At 70.3% G+C, this 25,327-nt stretch carries 22 protein-coding genes; 10 read left to right on the top strand and 12 right to left on the bottom strand.

Going from position 1 to position 25,327, the window contains the following annotated elements; translation table 11 throughout:
* Window positions 1–481 precede the first annotated feature (481 nt).
* Entirely contained in the window at window positions 482–1,255 is a 774-nt protein-coding gene (locus AB0C19_RS07100; protein ID WP_357180708.1) for an SDR family NAD(P)-dependent oxidoreductase, read from the top strand.
* A 126-nt stretch (window positions 1,256–1,381) separates the two neighbouring features.
* Here AB0C19_RS07100 and AB0C19_RS07095 read toward each other — a convergent pair whose 3' ends face one another.
* On the bottom strand, window positions 1,382–1,849 hold the full coding sequence (locus AB0C19_RS07095) for a nuclear transport factor 2 family protein (RefSeq protein ID WP_357180705.1): 468 nt from the start codon (window positions 1,847–1,849) through the stop codon (window positions 1,382–1,384).
* A gap of 197 nt (window positions 1,850–2,046) precedes the next feature.
* Here AB0C19_RS07095 and AB0C19_RS07090 point away from each other — a divergent pair, with 197 nt between their 5' ends.
* From AB0C19_RS07090 to AB0C19_RS07075, 4 genes are all read left to right on the top strand, one after another.
* A complete protein-coding gene (locus AB0C19_RS07090; RefSeq protein WP_357180702.1) occupies window positions 2,047–2,691 on the top strand; it encodes an alpha/beta hydrolase in 645 nt (214 codons plus the stop codon).
* A gap of 70 nt (window positions 2,692–2,761) precedes the next feature.
* Window positions 2,762–3,286, top strand: coding sequence for an orotate phosphoribosyltransferase (pyrE, locus tag AB0C19_RS07085; protein ID WP_357180699.1), 525 nt, complete (start codon window positions 2,762–2,764; stop codon window positions 3,284–3,286).
* A 270-nt stretch (window positions 3,287–3,556) separates the two neighbouring features.
* Window positions 3,557–3,937, top strand: a complete 381-nt coding sequence (locus AB0C19_RS07080; RefSeq protein ID WP_357180696.1) for a hypothetical protein — start codon at window positions 3,557–3,559, stop codon at window positions 3,935–3,937.
* 5 nt (window positions 3,938–3,942) lie between these two features.
* Window positions 3,943–7,185 (top strand): hypothetical protein, encoded by a 3,243-nt coding sequence (locus AB0C19_RS07075; protein WP_357180693.1) that lies wholly within the window; start codon window positions 3,943–3,945, stop codon window positions 7,183–7,185.
* Window positions 7,186–7,389: 204 nt separating this feature from the next.
* On the opposite strand, the gene AB0C19_RS07070 is transcribed toward AB0C19_RS07075, so the two are convergent.
* The gene (locus AB0C19_RS07070) at window positions 7,390–10,461 is read right to left on the bottom strand and encodes a S8 family serine peptidase (RefSeq protein WP_357180690.1); all 3,072 of its coding nucleotides are present in this window, start codon (window positions 10,459–10,461) and stop codon (window positions 7,390–7,392) included.
* A 271-nt stretch (window positions 10,462–10,732) separates the two neighbouring features.
* On the opposite strand from AB0C19_RS07070, the gene AB0C19_RS07065 reads away from it, so the two are divergent.
* Both AB0C19_RS07065 and AB0C19_RS07060 read left to right on the top strand, forming a co-directional pair.
* A complete protein-coding gene (locus tag AB0C19_RS07065) occupies window positions 10,733–11,692 on the top strand; it encodes a DUF4034 domain-containing protein (protein ID WP_357180687.1) in 960 nt (319 codons plus the stop codon).
* 193 nt (window positions 11,693–11,885) lie between these two features.
* Window positions 11,886–13,445, top strand: a complete 1,560-nt coding sequence (locus AB0C19_RS07060) for an acetolactate synthase large subunit (RefSeq protein WP_357180684.1) — start codon at window positions 11,886–11,888, stop codon at window positions 13,443–13,445.
* On the opposite strand, the gene AB0C19_RS07055 is transcribed toward AB0C19_RS07060, so the two are convergent.
* The 9 genes from AB0C19_RS07055 to AB0C19_RS07015 form a co-directional block, all read right to left on the bottom strand.
* On the bottom strand, window positions 13,442–14,605 hold the full coding sequence (locus AB0C19_RS07055; protein ID WP_357180681.1) for a hypothetical protein: 1,164 nt from the start codon (window positions 14,603–14,605) through the stop codon (window positions 13,442–13,444). The two genes, AB0C19_RS07060 and AB0C19_RS07055, sit on opposite strands and share 4 nt — an antisense overlap.
* Window positions 14,598–15,401, bottom strand: coding sequence for a sugar phosphate isomerase/epimerase family protein (locus AB0C19_RS07050; RefSeq protein WP_357180677.1), 804 nt, complete (start codon window positions 15,399–15,401; stop codon window positions 14,598–14,600). The genes AB0C19_RS07055 and AB0C19_RS07050 overlap by 8 nt, the downstream gene beginning before the upstream one ends.
* A gap of 56 nt (window positions 15,402–15,457) precedes the next feature.
* On the bottom strand, window positions 15,458–16,609 hold the full coding sequence (locus AB0C19_RS07045; protein WP_357180674.1) for a dihydrodipicolinate synthase family protein: 1,152 nt from the start codon (window positions 16,607–16,609) through the stop codon (window positions 15,458–15,460).
* A complete protein-coding gene (locus AB0C19_RS07040; RefSeq protein WP_357180671.1) occupies window positions 16,606–17,757 on the bottom strand; it encodes a Gfo/Idh/MocA family oxidoreductase in 1,152 nt (383 codons plus the stop codon). Before AB0C19_RS07040 ends, AB0C19_RS07045 begins: the two co-directional genes overlap by 4 nt.
* A 38-nt stretch (window positions 17,758–17,795) precedes the next feature.
* Window positions 17,796–18,590: an ABC transporter ATP-binding protein gene (locus AB0C19_RS07035; RefSeq protein WP_238669169.1), complete on the bottom strand. Its 795-nt coding sequence runs from the start codon at window positions 18,588–18,590 to the stop codon at window positions 17,796–17,798.
* A 4-nt stretch (window positions 18,591–18,594) separates the two neighbouring features.
* On the bottom strand, window positions 18,595–19,599 hold the full coding sequence (locus AB0C19_RS07030) for an ABC transporter substrate-binding protein (protein WP_357180667.1): 1,005 nt from the start codon (window positions 19,597–19,599) through the stop codon (window positions 18,595–18,597).
* A 23-nt stretch (window positions 19,600–19,622) separates the two neighbouring features.
* On the bottom strand, window positions 19,623–20,579 hold the full coding sequence (locus tag AB0C19_RS07025; RefSeq protein ID WP_357180664.1) for an ABC transporter permease: 957 nt from the start codon (window positions 20,577–20,579) through the stop codon (window positions 19,623–19,625).
* A 166-nt stretch (window positions 20,580–20,745) separates the two neighbouring features.
* Window positions 20,746–21,462: a cupin domain-containing protein gene (locus AB0C19_RS07020; RefSeq protein WP_357180661.1), complete on the bottom strand. Its 717-nt coding sequence runs from the start codon at window positions 21,460–21,462 to the stop codon at window positions 20,746–20,748.
* The gene (locus AB0C19_RS07015) at window positions 21,455–21,799 is read right to left on the bottom strand and encodes a cupin domain-containing protein (protein ID WP_357180657.1); all 345 of its coding nucleotides are present in this window, start codon (window positions 21,797–21,799) and stop codon (window positions 21,455–21,457) included. Before AB0C19_RS07015 ends, AB0C19_RS07020 begins: the two co-directional genes overlap by 8 nt.
* Before the next feature lie 93 nt (window positions 21,800–21,892).
* Here AB0C19_RS07015 and AB0C19_RS07010 point away from each other — a divergent pair, with 93 nt between their 5' ends.
* Window positions 21,893–22,966, top strand: a complete 1,074-nt coding sequence (locus AB0C19_RS07010; RefSeq protein WP_357180654.1) for a LacI family DNA-binding transcriptional regulator — start codon at window positions 21,893–21,895, stop codon at window positions 22,964–22,966.
* Window positions 22,963–23,982, top strand: coding sequence for an aminoglycoside phosphotransferase family protein (locus AB0C19_RS07005; protein WP_357180651.1), 1,020 nt, complete (start codon window positions 22,963–22,965; stop codon window positions 23,980–23,982). Before AB0C19_RS07010 ends, AB0C19_RS07005 begins: the two co-directional genes overlap by 4 nt.
* 50 nt (window positions 23,983–24,032) lie before the next feature.
* On the opposite strand, the gene AB0C19_RS07000 is transcribed toward AB0C19_RS07005, so the two are convergent.
* Window positions 24,033–24,695, bottom strand: a complete 663-nt coding sequence (locus tag AB0C19_RS07000) for a fasciclin domain-containing protein (protein ID WP_357180648.1) — start codon at window positions 24,693–24,695, stop codon at window positions 24,033–24,035.
* A gap of 135 nt (window positions 24,696–24,830) precedes the next feature.
* Between AB0C19_RS07000 and AB0C19_RS06995 the strand changes: the two genes are divergently transcribed.
* A complete protein-coding gene (locus AB0C19_RS06995; RefSeq protein WP_357180645.1) occupies window positions 24,831–25,316 on the top strand; it encodes a GNAT family N-acetyltransferase in 486 nt (161 codons plus the stop codon).
* Window positions 25,317–25,327: the final 11 nt, after the last annotated feature.

Below are 25,327 nucleotides of genomic sequence, written 5' to 3'. Positions count from 1 at the left end.
CCCCGCGGGTTTCCCCCACCCAACCCCCGGGTGTCCCCCCCCCCCCAACTCCCCCCCCCCCCGTTCCCCTTGTCGGTGGGCCGCGGGGGGGGGGGGGGCCCCCCCCCCCCCCCCGCCGCTCGACACCGCCGAGTTGATCACTAGACGGTGTTGCGCCCAGACGATCTGCTCCACGGGGCCCGCCGAGCTAACGGAAGCCGCCCAAGATCACGGTTTCGGCGGTAAAGCCGATCAGGTCGAACCTTGCTGGCCCAGCAGCCCGAGTCCTCGCGCGGACGCGCCCGCCTCAACTCGATCAATATCGCCGCGAGCCGTCCCACCGTTCGACGAGGCTCGGCCGAGGGGTGCCGACAAGCGAGTCCCTCCGGCTGGATGGATCGGCGGTACCAATTCTGGACTTGCGGGTCCATTATCTGCGAGTCACAGTCCGATGCGGCGGCGAGCACTGGCCCGACCGTTTCGGAAGCGACGGGGGAAGACAATGGATCTGCAGCTTGCTGGTAAGCGCGCTCTGGTCACGGGTGCGAGCAGCGGTCTCGGCGCGGAGATCGCGGCTGTCCTGGCAGCCGAAGGCGTTGCCGTGGTCGTTCACGGCCGGGACCAGACCCGTACGGAGCAGACCGCGCAGAAGGTGGGCGGTCAGGCCGTGATCGGAGACCTCACCACTGATGTCGGCGCCGAGGCCGTGGCTACCCAGGCCGGTGAGGTGGACATCCTGGTCAACAACGCCGGCGCCTACGATCCCGAATCAGGGTGGTCCGACCTGAACGCGGACGCGTGGGCCGACATGTACAACCTCAACGTGCTCAGCTCGGTCCGCCTGATCCGACATCTGGTGCCCGCGATGCGGGCCAAGGGGTGGGGCCGTGTCATCCAGATCGGCAGCGTGACAGGTGAAGCGCCGTCGGCGGGGCAGCCGCACTACGCAGCCAGCAACGCCGCCCGGCTCAACCTCGCCCGGTCGTTGTCCCGTGACCTCAAGCACACGGGCGTGACCTCCAACGCCATCGCGGCCGGCACCATCCTCGTCCCCAGTACCCGCAAATACCTCATGGAACTCGGCCGCGAGAACGGATGGGGTGAGACGTGGGAGGAGGTTGAGCGCAATGCTGCCCCGATTCGCGCTGGCACCGACGTCGGCCGCATCGGAAACCCTCGCGACTACGCCGACCTCGTCGCCTACCTGGCCAGCCCGGTCTCCGGCTACCTGACCGGCGCCACCCTCCGAATGGACGGCGGCAGGTACGACCGGTAGCCGCCGGGGTGCCGTCGGTGGGGCGGCGCACATCGATGCCGCCCCACCGCTCAGGGCGGGCTATTGCCAGGAACTCTGTTGGGCGTGGGCGAGCGAAGTTGAGCACGAGTTGGTGGCGTTCACGAATCAGGGTCGGGCTGCGCCCTCGGTGGAGGTGCTGTCTCGTGGACGGAGCGCGGTCAAGAGGTTGTCGAGTTGACCCCAGGCACGGGCGCTCGCGATGGGGTCGATGTAATCTCGGGACTCGACGATGAGCCCATCGCGGATACGCATTACGAAGACGCAGGGCACCGTGAATGCCTCACCCGTCTCGGCTACCCGCCCCTCATAGGCGAACTCGGCGACAATCACCTCCGGGTCCACAGTCTCATGAATCGTCAGGTCGACTGGCTTACGGACCAGCGTCCGGGCGACCGGAGGCGGCGCGGTGAAGTGCTCGTGCAGTTCGTCGCGGCTACGCAGCGGCGGCGGGTTGAGCGGGTGGAACGGATGCGTGACAAGGGTCTGTTCGGCGTACAGGTCGGCCAAGTCCTCGTACGGACCGTCGCAGACACCGTTCACCAGTCGGAGGAACGTTTCGCGTGGGCTGCTCATGCCGGGCTTCCTTCGGAATCGGTAGCTGTCACCTGAGCCACGCCGAGGACCACCTCGGGGGTGGCCGGTGCCCCATCGACGGCACCCTACTGACCTCAACCTTGATTTGACTGCCCCGAAGCGCTGTCGTCTTCCGTATCCCAGCGCATCGTCATCGACAGAGGCGCGCGTCGTACCCGTGTGTGAGGCTTCGGGGCATGGCGACTTTCGTTCTGATCCACGGCGGCGGGGGCAGCGCCTGGGACTGGCATCTCCTTGTCCCCGAGCTGACCAGCCTCGGCCACGACGTGGTCGTACCGGAACTGCCGATCGAGGACGGATCCGCGGGGTTCACCGAGTTCCGCCAGACGGTCGTCGACGCGATCGGCGACCGGAGGGACCTCGTGGTCGTCGGTCACTCGTACGGTGCGTTCACCGCGCCGCTCATCGCCGACAAGCTGCCGGTACGGCTGCTCGTCCTGCTCACACCGATGGTCCCCAAGCCCGGTGAGAGGCCCGGTGACTGGTGGGCCAACACCGGTTACCGCAGCGCCGAAGGGCTCAGTGAGGAGCAGCAGTTCTACAACGGTGTCCCCGCCGAGATCATCGCCGAAGCAGCAGCACACAGCCGGGACCAGGTCAGCGCTGAGGGCGACGAGCCGTGGCCCCTGGACGCCTGGCCAGACGTGCCGACGACTGTGCTCCTCGCCCGCGAGGACCGGTTCTTCCCGGCGGACTTCCAGCGCCGGGTTGCCGCCGACCGGCTCGGCGTCGTCCCCGACGAGATCGACGGCGGCCACTGCGTGCCGCTCAGCCACCCGAAGCAGCTCGCCGATCGTCTCACCGCGTACCCGCTGCCCTGAACGCGGGACCACGGCCGTCACGATCCGAACCCGCGGGCTGTTGATCCAGGCGAGATGCGACGCTGGGCAGGTGACCTACCCACTCGCGCGCCGCGTCTACGACACCTGCCACCTCACCGGGCGTTTCCGTCTGCGGTCCGGGCAGGTCAGCGAGGAGTACTTCGACAAGTACCTGTTCGAAGGGCAGCCGGATCTGTTGCGCGAGGTCGCCGAAGAGATGGTGGCCATGCTGCCGGAGTGCGACGTGCTGGCGGGGATGGAGATGGGCGGTATCCCTCTCGCCACTGTAATGTCACAGCTGACGGGGCTGCCCACAGTCTTCGTGCGAAAACACGCCAAGGAGTACGGCACCAACAAGGCCGCCGAGGGCGGTCCGGTGAACGGGCGGCGTGTCGTGCTGATCGAGGACGTGGTCACCACGGGAGGCGCACTACTGGCATCGTGCGCGCAGCTACGGTCCATCGGCGCCCAGGTGGAGACAGTGGTCTGCGCCATCGACCGCGAGCAGGGCGGTCGTGAGAATCTGGCCGCCGAGGCGCTACAACTCCGCGCTGCCCTCACCCGCCGCGACCTGGAAGCGTCCCTGATGGCGTGACAGTTCCGGTGCCGCTCGACCAGCGGCAGATCAGTGCGGGTTCTCGGATGTCGGCGCTGTTGAGTCGGCGACCCCTTGAAGGGCTGGGCGTCTCATCACCGCCCCACCCAGCACCGGAGGAACGTTTCGTCATATCCCGTCGCCAAAATGGGCGGACCCTCGCCACGAATGGGCTACCGTCGCTGTCTTGGCGTCAGTCGCTACCATGCGGCAGACCGATCGTTGTGGCCAGTCCGGCAGGCGAGGATACATCGAGGATGCGGAGGGCATATGCGCCTTGAAGTGTCGTGGGTCAATGACGTTGATGGTGGTTTGAGCGACCTCGAAACGAGTCTCGGCCAGGATCCGCGTTTCGATGACGTGCCGATCGCCCGTGGGCGTCCAGTCGTTCCGGGACATACCCTTGGCGCTTCGGAGGTGCTGGAACTCGTCGCTACGAACATCGGCCTTGGGATCGTAGCGAATGCGCTGTACGGCTATCTGCGGCAGCGGGTGCGCGCCGGCCTTGCGGAGAGCCACGCGAAGTTGCGGCTGACCCGGGTCGATCTTCCTGACGGCGTCCGTCAAGTCGACATTGAGTATTCCGGGCCGGCCGCGAACGTCGAACAGATCATGCGCGACGCGCTCGGCGACGACTGGCCGCGACGATGACTCATGTGTCATCGTGGGACGCCGACATTGGCCGGCTCGATCCAGGCCAGTCGGTGGCTGTCCTCATCGGCGTCACGGACTATCCACGCTCGGATTTTCCGTCGGTGCCGCAGGCTCGGGAGTCGGTGCGACGCCTTGCCGCCGAGTTGGTCGACACGTCGGTGTGGGGTCTGTCTCGACCGTCGCGGCTGTTCGAGCTGATCGATCCTGACCGGGCCGCCGTACTGCGAACCGTGGCCGACGCCGGACAGCTGGTCAAGCGGCAAGGCATGCTGCTGGTGTACTTCGTCGGCCACGCGGAGCCCGCGGGTGGCGAGCTGTGCCTGGCGATGCGCGACGCCGATCGGCAACATCCCCGCGCCACGATGGTGCCGGTGTCCGAACTGGTCGCCGCCGCGGGCGGATCGCGCGCCGACAAGCGCATGCTGGTACTGGACTGCTGCTTCTCCGGGCGGGCCGCAACGGCGCTGCCCGGGGCTTCGGTGAAGATCGGCGAGACTGCCGGCTGGTACTTCATCGGTGCGGCCGACGGGGCGACCGAGGCGTCCGTTCCCCCGGACGGCGAGCTGACATTGTTCACTGACCGGCTCATCCAGGCCCTCGACGGCCTGTCCGACGGGCCGGAGTGGTTCACCCCCGCGCACGTGTGGCGGGCGACTGCCGCGCAACTGCCACCCGATCATCAGCCGGTCCACAACGACCTGGCGTGGGCCGACCGGCAGCCATGGGTCCGCAACCGCCGTTGGCTGCCCCGACCGCGCCGCGCCGACGCGCCGACCGCCCGCATCGCAGACGCCGACGCGATTGCGGCACCGCCCGGGCTGTACGCGGTACCGCGGTACCTCGGCTCCCACGCGTTCGTGGGCCGGGCCGGTCAGCTGGAGACACTCGACGACTGGGCCTCTGCGGCGCAGCCACACCCTGTCCTGTTGTTCGAGGCGATCGGCGGCACCGGCAAGAGCATGCTGACCTGGCAGTGGGTCACCAAGTACGCCCCGATCGTGCGCCCGGACCTGGCGGGCCGAGTCTGGTACTCGTTCTACGACAGCGGCGCCACGATGGCCGACTTCTGCCGCCACGCAGTGGCTTATATGACCGGCCGCCCTCTTGCCGACCTCCGTGGCATGAAGTTGACGAAGCTGACCGAGTTGCTGCTGGAGCAGCTGCGATCGCGGCCGTGGCTTCTGGTGCTGGACGGTGTGGAACGGCTTCTGGTGGCCTATCACCGCCATGACGCCGGCCAACTCCCGGACGAACTGGCCGGGACCTCCGAGGAGTTCGCTGACCGCGACCCGTGCAGCGCGATCCGGCCGGTCGACGACGAACTGCTCCAGCAATTGACCGACGCCACACCGTCCAAAGTGCTGGTCACCTCCCGGCTTACGCCGCAGGTGCTGCTCAACGCCGCGAACCAGCCGATCCCTGGCGTGCTCGTCGAGCGCCTGCCCGGCCTGCGTCCGGCCGACGCGGAAGCCATGCTGCGCGGCTGTGGCGTCACCGGCGACAGCCACCGGATCCAGGACTACCTGCAACGGCACTGCGACTGCCATCCACTGGTTGCCGGCATCGTCGCCGGTCTGGTGAACAACTACCTCCCGGCGCGCGGAGACTTCGACCGGTGGGCGACTGATCCGGAGTTCGGTGGCCGGCTCGATCTCGGCGACCCCGACCTGCCGTGGAAGCGCAACCACATCCTCACAGCGGCGCTCGAGGCGTTGCCGGAGGCGAGCCGCCGCCTGCTGTCCGCACTGAGCATCCTCAACGATGCGGTGGACTACACCACCATGGCGGCGCTGCATTCGGACCACCGACCGACACCGACTGGCGGTGAGCGGTCCGACTCGCCCGTACCAATGTCGAAACCGCAGTCGTCGACGACCCTGGCCACGACCGTCACCGATCTGGAACGTCGCGGGCTGTTGCAGTATGAGCGCAACGCGCGGAGGTGGGACCTGCATCCCGTCGTGCGCGCCACCGCCCGGGCCCGCCTGCTGCCAGGTGAGCGGGACCGCATCGGTCAACAGATCATCGACCACTTCTCGCAACAGTCATCCAACACCTACGAGCATGCGGCCAGCCTCGACGACCTCCGCGACGCACTCACCGTCGCGCGGACGACGGTCCAGATCGAACAATTCAACAACGCCGCCGAGCTGATTTGCGACCTAGCCGAGACCATGGCGTTCCGGTTGGAAGCCTATCCCGAACTGGTCGCTCTGACCCGCCCCATACTCACAGTGGGCCGGTCGACGCAGGTGGTGCGCCCACCCGTCCTTGCAAGACTGGCGACAGCGGCCGGGATAGCACTAGGCGAACTCGGCCTGGAGCACGAGGCAGCAGAATGCGTCAAGCTGTCCCTGACACTCAGGACCGAACTTGGCGACCACTTCAATATTTGTACGAACTTGAGAAGCATTACCGCTTGCCTCGCGCGTTTGCGCCGCTTCACCGTCGCTGGACGCTGCATCAATCTGACGCTCGAGCTCGCCGGAGCGGTCGAGCGCCGAGAGGAGCAACTGCTGACCTCTCAAGTGTGGGCTATGGCGTATTTCGGCCAACTGGGACGTTGGGCCGAGGCCGAGCGGTACTGGAGTCTGCTTGAACCGATGAACCGGGAGGTGGACATCAACCTCATGCGCCCAGGCACCCCCAATATCTCTTACCTCCTATACGTTGCGTTCCCGCAGGGCAGACTCACTGGCGAGGCACTATCCCAGGCCGAGCGCATAGCCGCCGGAGGGCGGAACCGAAAGGGCGTTCGCCAACTGCACCTCCTGCGCGGACGGTGGCTCCTGCAACGCGGTGAGACCGCTGAAGCAGCCGAGGCGTTACAAGAAGCGGTCCGCATGGCCCGGGAGTCCGGCTTCCCAGACGTCGATGCCGAGGCGCTCCTCGCCCTGGCTCAGTTACGCGCCCGGTCCGACCGCCACAACGATGCCCGTGCGGTCGCCCACCGGCTCTCATCGCTCAACAAACCTCCGCACCAGACGCTGGCCGAGCTCAGGCACACGCTCGGCGACACCGCTCAAGCGATCACCCACGCCCAAGCGGCCTACGCCCAAGCCTGGGCAGAAGGTGACCCCTACGTGGATCGCTACAAACTCACCCAGGCTGAAACGCTCCTGTGGGTCCTCGGCGTCCAACCGCCGAACCTGCCGCCCTACGCCGCGGAAAACCACCCGATAGAAGACTGGGAACGCCAAGCGGCCGAGGCCGTCGCCGCCTATCTCGCCGAGACCAGGTCGTAACCACCCACCTACCGGAGACCGTCGCAACGCCAACCGACGATCCCGTGGCGGTTGATGCCTGACACATTTGAGATCGTGTATCCGGGCGGCCCGGAGATAGCTTGCCTCGTCAGCGGCCGTACCGGCCAGCCGACGTCACCACCTGACCGGCGGTTCCGGACGTGGGGCGGTGCACGTCGCACCGCCCCACGCTCGGTTGAACGGTTACTGCCAGGAACTCTGCTGCGTGTAGACGAGGTTGCCGGGGACCACAGTGCCGTTGGTGCTGTACTCGGTGTACGCCCAGAAGTCACCCTCGGCCAGCGGCTTGTTGGGCTTCAGCGTGAAGTTGAAGCCCTGACCGCGCTCCGAGGTGGAGGGCAGCGTGAGGGTGGCACCCGAATACGTGGCGTTACGGCCGATGATGGCGTGGCCCAGCTCGAAGTCGACGACGGGACCACCGGGGTACTGGGCGAACACGTACGCGGTGTAGCGCCCCGGCTCGGGCAGGAACTTGTACGCCTGCTCGGCGCTGGTCCAGAACCTGTCACTGCTGTAGACGAGGGTGTCGCCCTTGTACAGGTAGAGATCGAGGTTCGTGTTCGGGTCGGCGGTGTTGGCCTCGACGACAATGCCGGCGGTGTTCGCCGGCACCGTGAAGTCGACAGTCTTCACGCCGGTGGCGCTCGGGTCGAAAACGCCCCCGTAGACGCCGGCTGGCATCGAGTACGACGTGCGCCGCATCGGCGTGTAGCCGGTGCTGCGACCGACGAGCCGGCCGGTGAAGCCCGGCTGGACCATGCCGAAGGCGCCGTTGGTCATCCGGGCGAACTCCTCGCCATCGTCAGCGTACGGCCGGGCCGAGATGCCCCACGGACGGGCGGCGACCGGGATCCGGGCGCTGTGCGCCTTACCCTGCCAGGTGATCGACCCGGTCACGTACCGGTCCCAGGGCGCGCTGCCCCGACGCAGCGTGATGGTGATCGTCGCGGACTTGCCGGGCGCCAGGGTCACCGATGCCGGCGACACGGTCACCTTCATGCCGGGCAGACCGGATACCGACGAACGGTAGGTCTCCCGCGCCTTGCCCACGTTGGTCAGGGTGCGGGTGAGGGTCACCGGGCGGGTCCCGTCGTACTCGCGCAACGAGATGGCCGGCAGGTTGAGTGCCTTGCCGTCGGGTTCGGTCGTCTCGCTGAACTCGATCAGCTCCGCCGCCGTGGGCTCGATGACCAAGCCCGGGTCGGTGGCCCGGTGCAGATTGATGAAACCGCTGCCCTGGTCGAGGGGGCTGCTGGTGCCGACGGTGTCGGTGGCGGTGGTGCGCAGCGCGGAGGCGACCGCGCCGGGTGACCAGTCCGGGTGGGTGGCGCGCAGGACCGCCGCCGCCCCGGCCACGTACGGTGAGGCCATCGAGGTGCCGGAGTACGCGTCGTACTGTCGCCCGAAGTTGCCCGCTGGTGAGACGGCGGCGATGATGTTCGATCCGGGCGCGACCAGGTCCGGCTTGAAGACGCCGAGGGTCACCTTGTCCGGGCCGGTGGAGGAGAAGTCCGCCACGCTCGGTATGCCCGGGACGCTGGAGCCGTCACCGCCGGTGCGCAACGAGACTGTCGCGTCGGTGGGGTGGCGCATCAGGTAGTTGAACAGCGTGCCGGCCTGCTTCTCGGTCGGCAGGTAGACAACCGGGAAGTTGAAAATGGAGTTGATCCGGTAGTTCCCGACCGGGTCGAACACCATCATCGCCGCCCCACCCTTGGCCTTGATCTCGGCGGCGGAGCCGAACATGTCGGACAGCGCGCAGGCGACCACCTTGCCCTTGATCTTGGCGGGGTCCAGGCTGCCGGGCTCGCAGTAGACCGCGCCCAGATCCGGCGAGCCGGCCTGTTCACCGAAGACCAGCGGCCGTGCGCCACCGCCGGGCAGGGCGTCCAGAGAGCCGCCGACCAGCTTCGTGCCGTCGCCCAGCTTGGCGGTGGCCTCGTCGAGCTTGGTCACCGCCGCTCCGACGGTGGTCACCCAGGGTGCCGCGTTGCTGATGGCGCCACTCACGATGCCGGTGTTGCCGGCCGATGCCGCGACGAAGACCCCGGCCAGCGAGGCGTTGAGGAACGCCACGCCGATGGGGGTGTTGGCCTCCCAGTCGCCGAGCTGCGAGCCGATCGAGAAGTTCAGCACCTGCACGCCGTCGGCGACGGCCGCGTCGATGCCGGCGATGATGTCGGCGTCGTAGCCCATGCCACCCCAGAGCACCTTGTAGACGGCGATCTGAGCGTCCGGCGCCACCCCGGAGACGGGACCGAAGCGGCGACCGTCGATCGTGACGTTCGAGATCGGCAGGCCGGCGGCCGTGGAAGCGGTGTGGGTGCCGTGCCCGGACGCGTCGCGGGGGGACAGGAACTCGCCCTCGGGCACCGAGCCACCGCCGGCGAGCCACGAGTCGGCGAAGTACCGGGCACCGACGATCTTGCCGTTGCAGTGCTCGGCCACGAAGGCCACGCCGGTCTGGCAGGTGCCGCGCCAGTTCGCGGGAGCGGGCATCTTCTTGGCGAACGATGCGCTCTCCGGCCAGATGCCGGTGTCGAGGACGCCGATCACCATGCCCGCGCCCGTGCCGGGGCCGGGCTTGGCCGGCCGGCCGGAGCGGTCCGTCGGCGCCGACTGGTCCGCGTCACTCGAGGTGGCGGGCGTCGGGTTGGCGGCGGTCGCCGTGGTCGCGGTGGGCGGCGCCGAGGGGGTGCCGAGGGCCCGCGAGGCGGTGACGGCGCGGACGCGCTTGTCCGCCCGCAACGTGCTCACCTGCTGGGTGGTCAGCTTTGCCGAGAACCCGTTGAAGGCGGTGGTGTAGACGGCGTTGACAGTGACCCCGGCCGCGGCGGCGACGGCGCCCCGCTGCGTGTCGAGGTGCCGGCGGTACGCCTGCGACGGCGTCGACGTCACGTCCAGCCGGTTACCTGCCGCCGGGCGAGTGCGGGTCAGACCCGACACCCCACCGGTGTACGTGGTCAACGGGTCCTCGGCCAACTCGACGACGTACATGCCGGTGCCGGTTTCGTCGACGGCTGCCTTCGGCGTGGCCGCACGGTTGCCACCGGGTCGGCGGTCGCCCCCGTCGGTCAGGGTGACCTTCCGGTCGGACCCGGCGGTGAAGTAGCCGGCGCCGCTGCCGTTGCCCGACGACCCCGCGGGTGCCGCCGACGCCGTTCCCGCTACACCGGTGGTACCGGTGATCAGGGCGACGACCAGCGTAGGTATCGCCAGTCTTCGCAGCCTGTTTCCGCTCGTGCCTGTAGCCACGAGGCTCCTTTCGATTGCTCCCTTGTGGAGCGTCCCTCATTGATCGCGACCCGCACTGGGAGCGCTCCCCCACCCAAGTCCACGACGGTTAATCGAAGATTTGCGCGGTGTTACGGATCACTGGTGCGTATAAGATCACAACGCCTCGGCGAGGGCGCCCAGCCCCACGAGTCGGCGCCGCCACCGCTGAGGCGCGCACCGGTCAGCCCGCCGGCCGCGTGATCATCTAGTATCAGCGGCCACCTGGCGTACGACATGGGGGTTCGGTGGCATGTGGTCATTCATCAAGCGGTCAAAGGCCCCGGCACTGGACCCGACCTATGGTGACCCCCACCGGAAGGCCCTGATCCGGGCGTTGGAGAAGCGCAGGTGGAAGTTCGCCCGGGAACTGCTCACCATGGCCGCCGATCCGGACGAGATGGCCTTCCTCATGGAGGCGGTCGGCGGGGTCGACGGGATTCAGGACTGGATCGGCGACTGGATCGACGCCGAGCCCGAGTCGACGCTGCCCGTGCTGGTCGCCGGCTGCCACGCGGTGCACTGGGCGTGGGAGGCACGTGGCGGCAAGCGGGCCAAGTACACCGCCGCCGCCCAGCTCCAGGAGTTCCACAAGCGACTGCAGTACGCCGAAGCGTTGTTGGAGAAGGTGCTCGCCCAGGAACCCGACAATGTCACCGCACGAGCGTGGCTGGTGACCAGCGCCCGGGGCCTGGGCATCAGGGCGGCGGAGGCTCAGCAGCGCTTCGAGGCGGTGACGCGTCTCCACCCGGGGCACGTGGTCGCGCACGAGCAGCGGTTGCAGTATCTGTGTAAGAAGTGGTCCGGCAGCCACGATGAGATGTTCGACTTCGCGCGGAGCGCCGCCGCGGCGGCCGGGCCCAACAGCCTCCTGCACGAACTGGTGGCCGTCGCCCACTTCGAGAGGTGGGAGGCCACCGACGTAGAAGAGGGCAACGCGTACTTCGACTCGGACGAGGTCCGCGCCGAGCTCCTCACCGCCGCGGAAAACTCGATCTTCCACCCGGACTACATTCCCGCCGGTCCCGGCTGGGCGCCACGGCTGGCGATCTTCGCGCTGACCTTCGAACTGGCCGAGGAGTTCGACGCGGCCGCGCACGTGTTCGCGTTGCTCGACGGGATGGTCACCGAGTGGCCGTGGTCGGTCCTCGGCGACCCGGTCGAGAAGTTCACCGCCTCTCGCGAGTGGGTGGCCACGAACCGGAGCGCCTAGCTAGCAGATGTCGAAGCAGCGATCGATGCCGATGTCCAGGCACCGGACCCGGTAGCCCCGTTCGGCCCATCCCCGTTCCATCGGATCCCCCTCCTCACCTAGCGGGCGATTTACCGGGACCGAGCAGCAGTAGTCCGAAATGCGAGCTTAGTATCGAATCACTGCTGATCCGACCGGCGATGGGGTGACGTGCGTGAACGGCGCGGAAGCACTGCTGCGGACGCTTGTCGACGGCGGGGTCGAGGTGCTCTTCACGAACCCCGGCACCACCGAGCTGCACCTGATCGGAGCGCTTGAGGCGGTTCCCGAGCTGCACGGCGTGCTCGCCCTCTTCGAGGGCGTGGTCAGCGGCGCGGCCGACGGTTACGCCCGGATCGCCGGCAAGCCCGCGGCGACGCTGCTGCATCTCGGGCCCGGTCTCGCGTACGGCCTGACGAACCTGCACAACAGCCGCCGCGCCAACTCGCCGGTGGTGAACATCGTCGGGGACCACGCGACGTTCCACACCGCGTTCGACCCGCCGTTGAACTCCGACATCGCCGCCCTCGCGGGATGGCTGCGTGGCCCCGTCCGCCGCCCCGAGGATGCCGCCGGCGCGGGACCGGACGCCGCTGCCGCACTCGCCGCCGTCCTGGAGCCACCGGGGCACATCGCCACCGTGGTCATGCCGGCGGACGTGTCCTGGTCCGACGGAGGTGCAGCCGGCGCTCCCGTTCGGCCCCGGCCGGCGCCGACCGTCGACCAGGGAACGATCACCCAGGTCGCGGAAGCTCTGCGGAGTGGCGAGACGACAGCACTGGTGATCGGTGGACCAGCTCTGCGGGAGGCGGGCCTGCTGGCAGCGGGCCGCATCGCCGCGGCGACCGGAGCGCGGGTCTTCCAGGAGCTCTACTCCAACCGGGTCGAACGAGGGGCGGGCCTACCCGCGTTCCCCCGGCTCGGCTTCTATCCCGACCAGGTGCTCGACCAACTGCACGGCGCGCGGCACGTCATCGTCGCGGGCACCAAGGCACCGGTGTCGTTCTTCGCCTACCCCGACCAGCCGAGCCTCCTCGTGCCCGAGGGCGCCCAGACGCACGTCCTGGCCGAGGTCGGCCAGGACGCCGTCGACGCGCTGGTCCGGCTCGCCGACCTGGTGGCACCGGACGCGACGGCCCAGGTCACCGACCCGCGCCGACCGGCACCACCCACTGGCGCACTCACAGTGCAGAACTGGGCCGACGTCATCGCGGCGCTGCTACCCGAACGGGCCATCATCATCGACGAGTCAGTGAGTTCCGGCCTCGCCCTCGCCACCGCCACCGCTGGCGCTCCCCGACACGACGTGCTGATGCAGACCGGTGGCGCCATGGGCGACGGCCTGCCCCTGGCCGTCGGCGCCGCCGTCGCCGCACCCGACCGACCGGTGGTGGCGTTGGTGGCCGACGGCTGCGTCATGTACACCGCCACCGCGCTCTGGACCCAGGTACGCGAGCGGTTGAACATCACCAACGTGATCCTCAACAACCACGGGTACGCGATCCTGCGCCAAGAGTGGGGTTACTTCAGCAAGCAGCCGGGGTCTGCCAACCCCGACGCCAATCCGCTGTTCGACCTGACCAATCCTCAGATCGACTTCGTCGGGCTGGCCAACGCGTTCGGGATGCCCGCCACCCGCGCCACCACCGCCGAGCAACTCGCGGAGCAGTTCTCCGCGGCGCTGAACCAGCCGGGGCCACACCTCATCGACGCCACCATCCCCGCTGCGGCCTAGGCGACGTCTCCTCGTCGCCGCCAGAGCACGGTGCACGCCGCGGCCAGGGCCAACCCGAGCAGCGGGGCGACACCCACCCCGGCGAGCGTGCAGGCCACCGCGAGCAGCGCCGGCGGCATCCAGCACCAGGCAGGCACGGTACGCGGGGCACGACCGCGCCGACGGGCCGCGGCTTCCACTGCCATCGGCACCACCAGCACCGGCAACGCGGCGGCCAGCACTGTCAGCCAGGGCAGCACCAGACGGTCGAACCGCGCGACCGCCAGGATCCCGCCGAGCACTGCGACGAGCAGCATCGCCGCCCGCGCCGGCAGGCGCGGAGCCAGGCCACGCATTGCCAGCGAACCGGAGTACGTGGTGGTCAGCGCCGCCGCGAAGACCGCCACCGCGACGAACAGATTCGCGTACGCGGCCAGCCCCGACCCGGCGGCGAGCAGCGCGACCACGTCGGCCGAGCCGGTGCGCAGCCACAGGCCGGCCCCGGCGAGCACCCCGAGCAGCGCCGGCCCGATCAGCAGCCCCACGCACCAGGCGAGGTCCCGCCTTCGGGAAAGGCCCACGCTGAAGTCCGGTGCCCGCAGCGCGAACACTGCCGCGTACCCGATCAGCGCGGCAGCGTCGGCGAGCCCGCCACCAGCGAGACGGACCGGCGCACCGGGTGGTGGCAGCATCGTCAGGCACCAGCCGACCAGCACCACAGCGCTGAGCGTGGTGACCACCGCGACCCGGTTGCCGAGCCGGGCCGGCGCCCAGGAGACGGCGAGGACCGCCACCTCCAGCAGCACCGGCCCGGCCCAGCCCGGCAGGTGGGTCAGTGCGGCCAGCGAGGCCCCGCCGAGCCCGACGTTGAACCCGTTCCAACCGACCATCGACACGGCCAGCACCGCCGCCAGCAGCAGCCGCGAGGTGTCCCCCAGGTACGCGGGCAGCACCGCTGTCAGCGTTCCGCCGTCGCCGAGCGGTCGGCGCAGCCCGATCCGGCCCTGCCCCCAGAGCAGTGCCGCCATCAGCGCCCCGCCGACCAGCAGCCCCGCCACCGGCACCGCGCCGCCGTGTCGGGCGGCCATCGCCGCGCCGAGCACCAGCGTGGCGGGTGCGGTGCCGATGCCCAACCAGGCGCCGACCGCCGCCGGCCACCGCCGTTCGGGGTTGTCAGACAACGTGGCGCAGGTAGCCGGCGATCGCCGCGTCGAGGACCTCCGCACCCGGACGCGCCCACACCTCGGCGGAGAAGACCTCCACCTCGATCGGGCCGACGTAGCCGGCCGCGTCCACCGCCTCGCGCAGCCGACGCAGCTCGATGCAGCCGTCACCGGGCAGCGCCCGGCCGAGCAGCACCCCCTCCGGCAGCGGGGTCACCCAGTCGCAGACCTGGAACGCGGCGATCCGGGTGGCGGCCCGCGCGATCTGCGCGTAGACCGTGTCGTCCCACCAGACGTGGTACGCGTCCACGACCACGCCGACCACCGCCGGGTCGAACCGCTCCGCGATGTCCAGTGCCTGGCCGAGGGTGGCGATCACGCACCGGTCGGCGGCGAACATCGGGTGCAGCGGCTCGATGGCCAGCCGTACCCCGGCGGCCTCGGCGTGCGGGGCCAGTTCGCCGATCGCGTCGGCGACCCGACGGCGCGCGCCGTCGACGTCCCGGCTGCCGGCCGGCAGCCCACCGGACACCAGCACCAGCTCCGGAGCGCCGAGGGCGGCGGCCTCCTCGATGGCGCGCAGGTTTTCCGCCCGCCAGTCGTCGGCGGAAAAGAAGCCGCCCCTGCACAGCGACGTGACGGCGAGGCCGGCGTCGCGGACCAGTTTCGCCGAGCGGGCCAACCCGTACCCGGCCACCGGCTCCCGCCACAGGCCGATGCCCGGTACGCCGGCCGCGACGCACCCGGCCACCACCTCGGGCAACGGCCAGCGCTGGGCGGTCGCCTGGTTGAACGAGAAGCGCGCGAGGCTCACTGGGCTGGTCTTCGCTCGCGACTGCGGGACTCCCACAACCGGCTCACTCCTCGCGCTCACTGGGCCACCCCCGCCACGCTGAACAGCGCTCGGGCGCGGGCGGCGGCCAGGTCGGCGTCGGGCAGCAGCCCGGCCGCGTCGGCCAGGGTGAGCAGTGTGGCCAGGTGCGCCGGGGACCGACCGGACTGCGCGCCACCGACCATCGTGAAGTGGTCCTGGTGCCCGGCCAACCAGGCCAGGAACACGATCCCCGTCTTGTAGTGCCAGGTCGGCGCCGCGAACAGGTGCCGGGCCAACGGCACCGTGGGCCCGAAGATCTCGTCGTACGCCGTCAGGTCCCCTCGGTCCAGGGCTGCCAGAGCGGCGGCGGCGGCCGGCGCGATGGCCGCGAACACCCCGAGCAGCGCGTCGGAGTGACCCACCTCGTCACCCCGGATCAGCTCCGGGTAGTGGAAGTCGTCACCGGTGTAGAGGCGTACCCCGGCCGGCAGGCGGCGACGCAACGCGACCTCCCGGTCGGCGTCCAGCAGCGACACCTTGATGCCGTCCACACTGGACTGATGCGCCTTGATCAGCTCGATCACCGTGTCGGCGGCCAGGTCCAGGTCGACAGCACCCCAGTAGCCGGTCAACGCCGGGTCGAACATCGGGCCCAACCAGTGCAGCACCACAGGTTCGTCGGTGGCGCTCAGCAGCTCGTCGTACACCCGCAGGTAGTCCTCCGGGCCGCGCGCTGCGGCGGCCAGGTGCCGGCTGCACATCAGCACCGGCCGGGCACCGGCGGCGCGGACGTCGTCGAGCTGCTGGGCGTACGCGGCGGCGACCGCCGCCAGTGTGGCCGGGCCGACCGGTAGCTGGTCGGTGCCGACCCCGGCGACGATCCGCCCGCCGACGGCGCGGGCCTCGGCGGCGCTGCGCCGGATCAGCTCCCGGGTGGCCGGATAGTCCAGCCCCATCCCCCGCTGGGCGGTGTCCATCGCCTCGGCGACCCCCAGCCCGTACGACCAGAGATGCCGCCGGAAGGCGAGCGTGGTGTCCCAGTCCACCGCCGCCGGGGCACCCGGCACGTTCTCCGCGCCCGGATCGGCGACCACGTGAGCGGCGGCGTACGCGATCCGGCTGGTCGCCGGCGCGTCCGGTCGGGCGAAACCGCTCCCCCCGGCGAGCCGATGCCGCCGTCCACCGGGCAACACCACCTCGGCGCTCATGAGCGCAGCTCCGGCACCTCGATGCGACCACCCTCGCGGGCGGAGCGCAGCCCCAGCTCGGCGAGTTGCACGCCGCGCGCGCCGGCCAGGAAGTCCCACCGGAACGGCTCGCCGGCCACCACGTGCCGCAGGTACGCCTCCCACTGCACCTTGAAGCCGTTGTCGAACTCCTCGTTGTCGGGCACCTCGGCCCACTGGGCGCGGAAGTCCTCGGTGGCCGGCAGGTCCGGGTTCCACACCGGCTTCGGAGTGACCGCCCGGTGCTGCACCCGGCAGTTGCGCAGGCCGGCGATCGCGCTGCCCTCAGTGCCGTCGACCTGGAACTCCACCAGCTCGTCGCGGTACACCCGCACTGCCCAGGAGGAGTTGATCTGCGCGATCACCCCGCCGTCGAGCTCGAAGATGCCGTAGGCGGCGTCGTCGGCGGTGGCCGCGTACGCCTGACCGGCCTCGTCGACCCGCTCGGGCACGTGCGTGGCGGTCACACAGGAGACGGCGGTGACCCGGCCGAACAGCTCCTCCAGCACGTAGTGCCAGTGCGGGAACATGTCGACCACGATGCCGCCGCCGTCCTCGGCCCGGTAGTTCCACGACGGCCGCTGAGCGGGCTGCCAGTCGCCCTCGAAGACCCAGTAGCCGAACTCGCCGCGCACCGAGAGGATCCGGCCGAAGAAGCCGCCGTCGATGAGGCGCTTGAGCTTGCGCAGGCCGGGCAGGAAGAGCTTGTCCTGCACGACACCGGTGCGGACGCCGGCCGCGTCCGCCGCCCGGGCCAGGTCAAGAGCCGCCGCGGTGTCCTCGGCCAGCGGCTTCTCCGTGTAGATGTGCTTGCCGGCCTCGATGGCCTGCCGGATCGCCTTCTCCCGCTGCTGGGTGACCTGCGCGTCGAAGTAGATCTCGACGTCGTCGCGGGCCAGCGCCGAGGTCAGATCGGTGGTCCAGTCGGTCAGCCCGTGCCGCTCGGCGAGCTCCCGGAGCTTCGTCTCATTGCGCCCGACCAGGACCGGTTCCGGCCAGATGGTGGTGCCGTCGGCCAACGCCACACCACCGGATTCGCGGATGGCCAGCAGCGACCGGACGAGGTGCTGCCGGTAGCCCATCCGTCCGGTCACGCCGTTGACGATGATGCCGATCGACCTGCGGGTCATGGTGTTCCTTCCGTCGTGCTGGTCGTGCCGATCCGCGCTCAGTGGTTGGCGGCCGCGCTGCCGAGCAACCCACGCAGGTCGGTGGCGAGCCGGTCGAAGCGGGGATCCGACATCACCTGCGCGTAGTCGCGGTGCGCCGGCAGCTCGACCGGGAAGGTGCGGATGATCCGGCCGGGCCGGGGACTCATCACCACGACCCGGGTGCCGAGGAAGACCGCCTCGGCGATGGAGTGGGTGACCAGCACTACAGTGGTCCCGGTCTCGCGCCAGATCCGGTGCAGTTCGGCGTTCATCTGCTCGCGGGTCAGCGCGTCCAGGGCGCCGAACGGTTCGTCCATCAGCAGCACCGGCGGGGAGTGCAGCAACGCGCGGCAGAGAGCCACCCGCTGCTGCATGCCACCGGACAGCTCGTGTGGCAACGCCTTCTCGAAGCCGGTCAGGCCGGTCATCTCGATCAGCTCGTCGGCGCGGCGGGCCGCCTGTGCCCGGTCCATGCCGCGCATCTCGGCCTGGAGCAGGATGTTGGCTCGGGCACCGCGCCATTCCAGCAACGCGGCCTTCTGGAAGACGAAGCCGATCTCCTTCTGCGGGCCGCGCACCGGGCGCTCCAGCAACGACACGTCACCGCTGGTCGGTTTGACCAGCCCCGCGACGATCTTCAGGAGGGTGGACTTGCCGCAGCCGGACGGGCCGACGATGGTGACGAACTCGCCCGGCTCGATGTCCAGCGACACGTCGTCCAACGCTGTGGTCTGCGACCGTCGGGTGGTGAACCGGACGGTCAGCCCGGACATCCCGATGGCGGTGCCGGTGGCTGCCGGCGCGGCGGTCACCGGGTCACCCCTGCGCCGCGTACGAGGAGTCCCAGTACGCGCTGGGCGCCCCCGGGTCCTTCAGCTCGGCGTAGCGGGACATCAGGTCGATGGTCTCGGTCCACTGGGCTTCGGTGTTCACCCCGGGCGGGCCGTCCGCGCCGATCAGTGGCATGTTGAGCGTGAGCTGCTTGGTGAGCACCTCGGGTGCCGGCTCGTTCTCGGCCAGAGCCGACATCGCGCTCACCGCGCCGGCCGGGTCCCGGGCGGCGTCGGCCCAGGACTTCTGGGTGGCCCGGACGAACTTGCGGACCAGCTCCGGGTCCTTCTGGAGGGTCTGGGTGTTGGCGATCAGGCCGGTGCCGAGCAGGTTCATCCCGTAGTCGGCGAAGAGCAGCACGTCGACCTTCTTGCCGGTCTTGCTCTCGATGGTGGGCGCCTGGTCGTGGAAGAAGCCCATGATGGCGTCGACCTTGCCCTCGGCCAGGGCGGCGATCTTGCCGGCGGCGTCGACGTTCACCACCTTGACGTCGTCCTTCTTGAGGCCGTTCTTCTCCAGCCAGGCCGGGAAGGTCGCGTAGAGGGCGTCGCCGGGGGTGCCGCCGACGGTCTTGCCCTTGAGGTCGGCCGGGGTCTTGATGTTCTCCTCGGTGAAGAACTCCACCGAGGAGGGTCCCTTCTCCAGGTACGCGCCGAGGCTGCGCACCGGCATTCCACTGGCCACCGACTTCAGCAGCACCGGGCTGTCCGCCCACCCGAAGTCGGTCTGCTTCTGAGCGACCTGCTTGACGGTGTTGCCCGAGCCGTTGCCGGGCAGGATCTTCAGGTCGATGCCCTCGGCGGAGTAGTAACCCTTCTGCAGGCCGTAGTAGAAGGGCGCGTGCTCGCCGTAGGGCACCCAGTTGAGGGTGAGGGTGACCTGCTTGCTGCCGTCGGCGTTGGTGCTGCCGGCGGGGTCGTCCCCACCGCAGCCGGTGGCGGCGAGGAGCAGGGCGGCGGTGGCCAGGATGGTGGTGGCGGTGCGTTTCATCGGTGCCTCCGTGATGGGGTCGGTCAGGAGGTGGTGAGGGACACGCCGGCCCGGCGGCTGGCGTGCCACGGAATGAGCAGTGCCTCGGCGATCTCGACCAGGACGAACAGAACGATGCCGATGGCCGACATCAGGATCAGGTCGGCGAACAGCAGTGGGGCGTCGAGGTTGCCGTTGGCCAGCAACAGGACGTAGCCGAGCCCCTCGCTGGCGCCGACGAACTCACCGACCACGGCACCGACCACGGCGAGGGTGACGGCCACCTTCAGGCCGGCCATCAGGTGCGGCAACGCGTTCGGAAAGCGGATCTTGCGGAAGGTGCGCCACGGCCCGGCACCCATCGTGGCGGCGAGGTCGAGCAGCTCCGGGTCGGTGGAGCGCAGCCCGGCCACGCCGGAGATGACCACCGGGAAGAACGCGATGAGCACCGCCAGGATGATCTTCGGGGTGAGGCCGAGGCCGAACCAGACAACCAGCAGCGGCGCGATGGCGATCTTCGGGATGACCTGCGCGAACAGGACGATCGGGTAGAGCGCCTTGTCCAGGGTGCGGGAGTAGGCGATGGCGACAGCGGTGACCAGACCCAACGCGGCGGCCAGCACGAAGCCGAGCACCGTCTCGTAGAGGGTGACCAGTGTGTGCCGGGCCAACTCGGACCACTGGGTGGTCATCGTCTCCCACACCTGACCGGGGGTGGGCACCAGGTAGTTCGGGACGTACTCGCGGGCCGCCACGAACCACCAGGCCGCGAAGAAGACCGCGAGCACCAGCGCCGGGCGCCAGAGCGAGTCGGCGAAGGCCACCGCCCGACGACCGAGGGTGGGACGTGGTGGACGGCCGCCGCGGGGTGGCGTTTTCACCACAGTGGACGAGACACCGTCCGCACCGAGGCTGCCGGGCCCGGCAGCGGCTGCTCGCGCATCACTGGCCTGGTCGGCGGCGGCCTGCCGGCCCGCCGTGTCCAAAGAGTTCTCGGTCACGCGGAACCTCCTCGGGGCCCGGCTCGATGCCCATGGACCGGGCCGGTCGGCGGATCAGGCAAACGCTTTCCTGGAGCGTAGGCGGCCCCCTCACGCCGGGCAAGGCCTTTCCTCGATCAGTTTCCACCGATGCCCGGCGGGCCCGACAACTGTCCCGAAGGGACTGTCAGCCGGCCGCCGGATAGGTGTCGAGCAGACCGCACATGCCCAACCGGCCCCGCTCGACCGGCTCGTTCACCGCGTACACCCCGGCGTCCCCCAGGTGGCCGGGATCCCCCCGCTCCAGGGCGTCGAGCTGGGCGGCGGTGTCGGCGGCGGCGCGGCCGGCGCCCGCCTCCCACCGCTGCCGCCACCGCGCCAGCAGCGGCTGGCGCAGGGCGATCGCGGCGGCGTGGAACGCGGCCAGCGCCGCCGGACCGCCGGACCGCAGCGCCTGGAAGCCGGTCACCGCCAGATCCCGACGGCGGTACGCGGTGTGCACGTCCGTGCCCGGCGCTCCCCCGTCGGGCAACGCCGCCGCGGCGGCGTACGCGGCCGGGTCGGCCAGCACCTCGGGTGGAAAGGTCAGCACCGCGTCCCCAGCCTCGGGCAGGCCGCTGTTCTGCATCAGCACCACGATGCTGAGCCCGCCACCGTTTACCAGTCGGTGCACGGTGCCCGGCTCGAACCAGACCACCACCCCCGGCCGCAGCGGCGTCTCCCGGTAACCGGCCGTGGTCACTGTCTGCACCGCGCCCTCGCCGTCGGTCACCACGTACCCCTCGGTGCAGCACAGGTGCACGTGCGGGGTGCCGCCGACCAGGCCGTCCGGGGCCACCGTGTCGTAGACGCGCAGCCGGGACACGCCGACGCCGCCGGGCAGCGGTGCCGGCCGATCACGCATCGAAGTACTCGTCGGTGTCGTCCGCCGCCGGCAAAGACACCAGGAGCACTGTGAGATCACCGATGGCCCGGTGCCGGCAACCCGGCTTGATCAGGAACGCGGACATCGGCCGGGCCGGGTGACGGACGCCGTCCAGCTCGATCTCGCCCTCGCCGGCGAGCACTACGTAATACTCGGTGGCGATCCGGTGGTGGTGGGTCACCGCGTCCTGCACCTGGAGCAGATGCACGCTGGCCTGGCCCTCGCTCTCGGCGATGAAACCCCGGCGGGTGGTGCCACACGAGCATTGTCGGGCGGGAAGGTCGTCAAGTTGAAGTACCGCGAAGCGATCGGACACGGCCGGGCCTCCCTGCGGGAAAGGGCTTTCTCTGCGGTACGGTGACGCTAGCCGGCACGACGAAACGCCGTCAACAGATCGAGGGGGCGGGCCATGGCGACCCTGTCCGATGTGGCCCGCCGAGCGGGCGTCTCGCCCGCCACCGCCTCCCGCGTCATCAACGGCAGCAGCAAGCCGGTCACCGACGAGTTGCGCGAACGTGTGCTCGCCGCCGTCGCCGAGTTGCAGTACGTGCCGAACGCGCACGCCCAACTGCTGGCCCGCTCGCACCGCAGCGCTGTCGGCGTGATCGTGCACGACGTCTCCGACCCGTACTTCGCCGAGATCACCCGGGGGCTGCAACGGGTCGCCACCGACCAGGGCCGGCTGCTGATGATCTGCAACAGCTACCGGGACCCGGACCGCGAGTTGGAGTACGTGGAGCTGCTGCGCGGCCACCAGGTGGCGGCGCTGATACTGGCCGGTTCGGGCTACCACGACGAGGCGTTCACCCGGCAACTCAACGAGAAGCTCGCCGCGTACGAGGCCACCGGCGGGCGGGTGGCGGTGATCGGCCGGCACGAGCACTCCGGCGACGCGGTGATGCCGGACAACCGGACCGGCGGCTACCTCGCCGGGCGGGAGCTGTGCGGGCTGGGGCACCGGGCGATCGGCGTGGTCGCCGGCCCGCGCATCCTGACCACCACCACCGACCGGCTCGCCGGCCTCCGGCAGGCCCTCACCGAGCAGGGCCGCGAGCTGCCCGAACGGCGCATCCGGTACGCGGAGTTCGACCGCGACGGTGGCGCCGAGGCCACCGCCCGACTGCTCGACGCCGACCCGGAGCTGACCGCGATCGTGGCGCTCAACGACTCGATGGCCATCGGCGCGCTCGCCACAGTGCGCGCGCGTGGGCTGGCAGTGCCGCAGCAGATCTCGGTGCTGGGTTTCGACGACATGCCGATCGCCCGGGACGTGACCCCGGCCCTGACCACCGTGCGACTGCCCCTTGTCGACATGGGTGTGCGGGCGATGTCCCTGGTGCTCGGCGTCGGGGCCCCGACGCCCCGGGTCGAGGTGCTCCCCGCCGAGCTGGTCCGCCGCGACACCGCGGGTCCCGTCCCACTGTCCACCCGCGCCACAGCGGGTTCCGCGCCACGCGCGCGGCGAGGTGACAGCACGTCGTGACCGGTGCCAGCCCGACCCAGCGGCCCCTCACCCGGGCCGATGTGGCGTACCTGGTCGGTGCGTCGTTCGGGTCACACACCCGGGTCCGGGACGCCGGTCCGCTGGCCGGCGGCGGGTACGCGACGGTCTGGTGGGCGCTGCTCGACGACGACAGTCGGGTGGTGCTGAAACTGGCTCCGCCGGCCGGAACGCCGCTGCTGCGCTACGAGCGCGGGCTCTGCGCTGCCGAGGAGCGATACTTTCGGCTCGTCGCGCAGCGGGCGCCGCAGGTGCCCGTCCCCCCGGTGCTCCGGCGCGGCGCCGACCCGGCGTACGGCGAGTGGTTGGTCACCGCGATGCTGCCCGGCCGGTCGCTGTCCGACCTGGCCGAGGCCGGTGTCGTGGTCGACGACGGCCCGGCGCGCTACGACCTCGGGGTGGCTCTCGCCGCGTTGCACCGGGTGACCGGTGAGCGGTTCGGGTATGACGACGACCGGGCCGGCGGGCCGACCTGGCGCACGGCGTTCACGGCGATGCTCGACGCGCTCCTGGCCGACGCGGCCGACTGGGACGTCCGACTGCCGGTCACGCCGGAGCAGCTGCGCGCGCTGGTGGGGCGGCACGCCGACGTGCTCGACCAGGTCCGCCGCCCGGCGCTGCTGCACTTCGACTGCTGGGACGGCAACGTGCTGGCCGCACCTGACGCGGACGGTCGGTTGCGGCTGCGCGGCCTGGTGGACGGCGAGCGGTTCCTCTACGGCGACCCACTGCTGGACCTGGTCTCGCCGCTGCTCTTCCGACGCGTCGAGGACGAACCGGAGCACCCCCTGCTGCGCGGCTACCGGGCCAGTGCAGCCGAACCGTTGGTGCTGAACGCGTCGGCACGCCGCCGGCTCGGTCTCTACCGGTTGCACCTGTACCTGCTGATGACCGTGGAGATGCCCAGCCGCGGGATGACCGCGCGCAGCCATCCCGGGCGGCACGCCCGACTGGCGGCCCTGCTCGACCAGGAGCTGGCCGCGCTCGCCTCGGGCTGACGGCCCGGCGCGGGTGGCGTCCGACGTCATCGGACGCCACCCGCCCGCGGTCAGGGCAGGTCGATCGGGCGCAGCACCCGGTCCACGGCGTGCGCGATCTGCCGGTTGCCCCTGTTGACGTCGTAGGACACGACCCGCGCGTCACGGTCGTCGGTGTCGGCGTCGACCAGCCGCACCTGGCGGAAGAAGTACAGGTAGGTGCGCACGTCGACCTCGACTGCCGAACCGAGCGCGGTGGTCAGGTCCGTGCCGTCGGCCCGGACCGCCGTCTTGCGATCGATGGTGGCGCCCGGGACCACGTGGTAGAGCAGCACCGACTCGACGGTGTCGATGCCCAGTCCGGCCACGGCGGTGAAGGCGGCGCTCTCACTCGGCAGCTTCCGGGCCTGCGTGATCTCGCGGACCAACTGCTGGAAGGCGGCGTCGGTGGGGATGAACGCGGTCAGCGCCACGGTGCCGTCGGCGAGCACCTTGACCGGAGAGTTCGGCTTGGCCTCCAGCACGGCCAGCACGGCCGCCGTCAGCACGTCGAAGTCACGCGAGTTGCGGTCGAAGCCGCTGCTGTCCCGGGTGAGCACCTGGGCGAGTGACGTCGTGCCGAGCGGCTTGGGCTTGCCGGTGGCCTGAGCGGCCGGTACGGCGACAGCGGTGGTGGCCAGCGCGGTGGCCATGGCACCCACCGCCATCCGGGCGGCGATTCGTGCGATCTTCATCAGCGGGCCTTTCGTCGAAGCGACCGGATCCGTGACGTCTCGTCACGATCAATGCTTCGCACCGGGGACGCCGCGCGGATGCACCCCGCGGATATCGCGGTTGTCCGGGACTCGTCCAAGGCTTAACCTCCCCCGGTGCTGATTCGGGAGTTCGTCGAGCAGGACTGGTCGCAGGTGTGGCCGATCGTCGAGGAGGTGATCCGGGCACAGGAGACCTTCGTCTACGACCCGGCGATGACCGCCGAGCAGTCGTACGGCATGTGGGTCGAAGGCTCGCCGGGGCGGACCGTCGTGGCGGTCGACGGCGAGCGGGTGCTCGGCACAGCGAAGATGGGCCCCAACCGGCCAGGGCCGGGCGCGCACGTGTCCACAGCGAGCTTCATGGTCGCCGCCGACGCCCGGGGCCGGGGTGTGGGCACCGCGCTGTGCCGCGACGCCCTGACCTGGGCTCGCCGGCAGGGGTACGCCGGCATGCAGTTCAACGCCGTGGCGGAGAGCAACAGTTCGGCGGTGCGGCTGTACCGGCGGGAGGGCTTCGAGGTGGTCGGCACCGTGCCGGGCGCGTTCCGTCACCCCGCCCTCGGCCGGGTCAACCTGCACGTGATGTACCAGGAGTTCTGAGGCCGCCTGCC

It is taken from the genome of Micromonospora sp. NPDC048842, from assembly GCF_040649935.1.
GTDB classification, from domain to species: Bacteria; Actinomycetota; Actinomycetes; order Mycobacteriales; family Micromonosporaceae; genus Micromonospora; species Micromonospora hortensis.
This window is presented reverse-complemented; position numbering and strand designations above follow the sequence as displayed.

What these genes read in the sequence shown, in the direction of transcription:
- AB0C19_RS07080 (WP_357180696.1), top strand. Translation starts at nt 3,557, where the DNA reads ATGCGCCTTGAAGTGTCGTGGGTCAATGACGTTGATGGTGGTTTGAGC.
- AB0C19_RS07100 (WP_357180708.1), top strand. Translation starts at nt 482, where the DNA reads ATGGATCTGCAGCTTGCTGGTAAGCGCGCTCTGGTCACGGGTGCGAGC.
- AB0C19_RS07000 (WP_357180648.1), bottom strand. Translation starts at nt 24,695, where the DNA reads ATGAAGATCGCACGAATCGCCGCCCGGATGGCGGTGGGTGCCATGGCC.
- AB0C19_RS07040 (WP_357180671.1), bottom strand. Translation starts at nt 17,757, where the DNA reads ATGACCCGCAGGTCGATCGGCATCATCGTCAACGGCGTGACCGGACGG.
- AB0C19_RS07010 (WP_357180654.1), top strand. Translation starts at nt 21,893, where the DNA reads ATGGCGACCCTGTCCGATGTGGCCCGCCGAGCGGGCGTCTCGCCCGCC.
- AB0C19_RS07065 (WP_357180687.1), top strand. Translation starts at nt 10,733, where the DNA reads ATGTGGTCATTCATCAAGCGGTCAAAGGCCCCGGCACTGGACCCGACC.
- AB0C19_RS07030 (WP_357180667.1), bottom strand. Translation starts at nt 19,599, where the DNA reads ATGAAACGCACCGCCACCACCATCCTGGCCACCGCCGCCCTGCTCCTC.
- AB0C19_RS07090 (WP_357180702.1), top strand. Translation starts at nt 2,047, where the DNA reads ATGGCGACTTTCGTTCTGATCCACGGCGGCGGGGGCAGCGCCTGGGAC.
- AB0C19_RS07020 (WP_357180661.1), bottom strand. Translation starts at nt 21,462, where the DNA reads ATGCGTGATCGGCCGGCACCGCTGCCCGGCGGCGTCGGCGTGTCCCGG.
- AB0C19_RS07095 (WP_357180705.1), bottom strand. Translation starts at nt 1,849, where the DNA reads ATGAGCAGCCCACGCGAAACGTTCCTCCGACTGGTGAACGGTGTCTGC.
- AB0C19_RS07045 (WP_357180674.1), bottom strand. Translation starts at nt 16,609, where the DNA reads ATGAGCGCCGAGGTGGTGTTGCCCGGTGGACGGCGGCATCGGCTCGCC.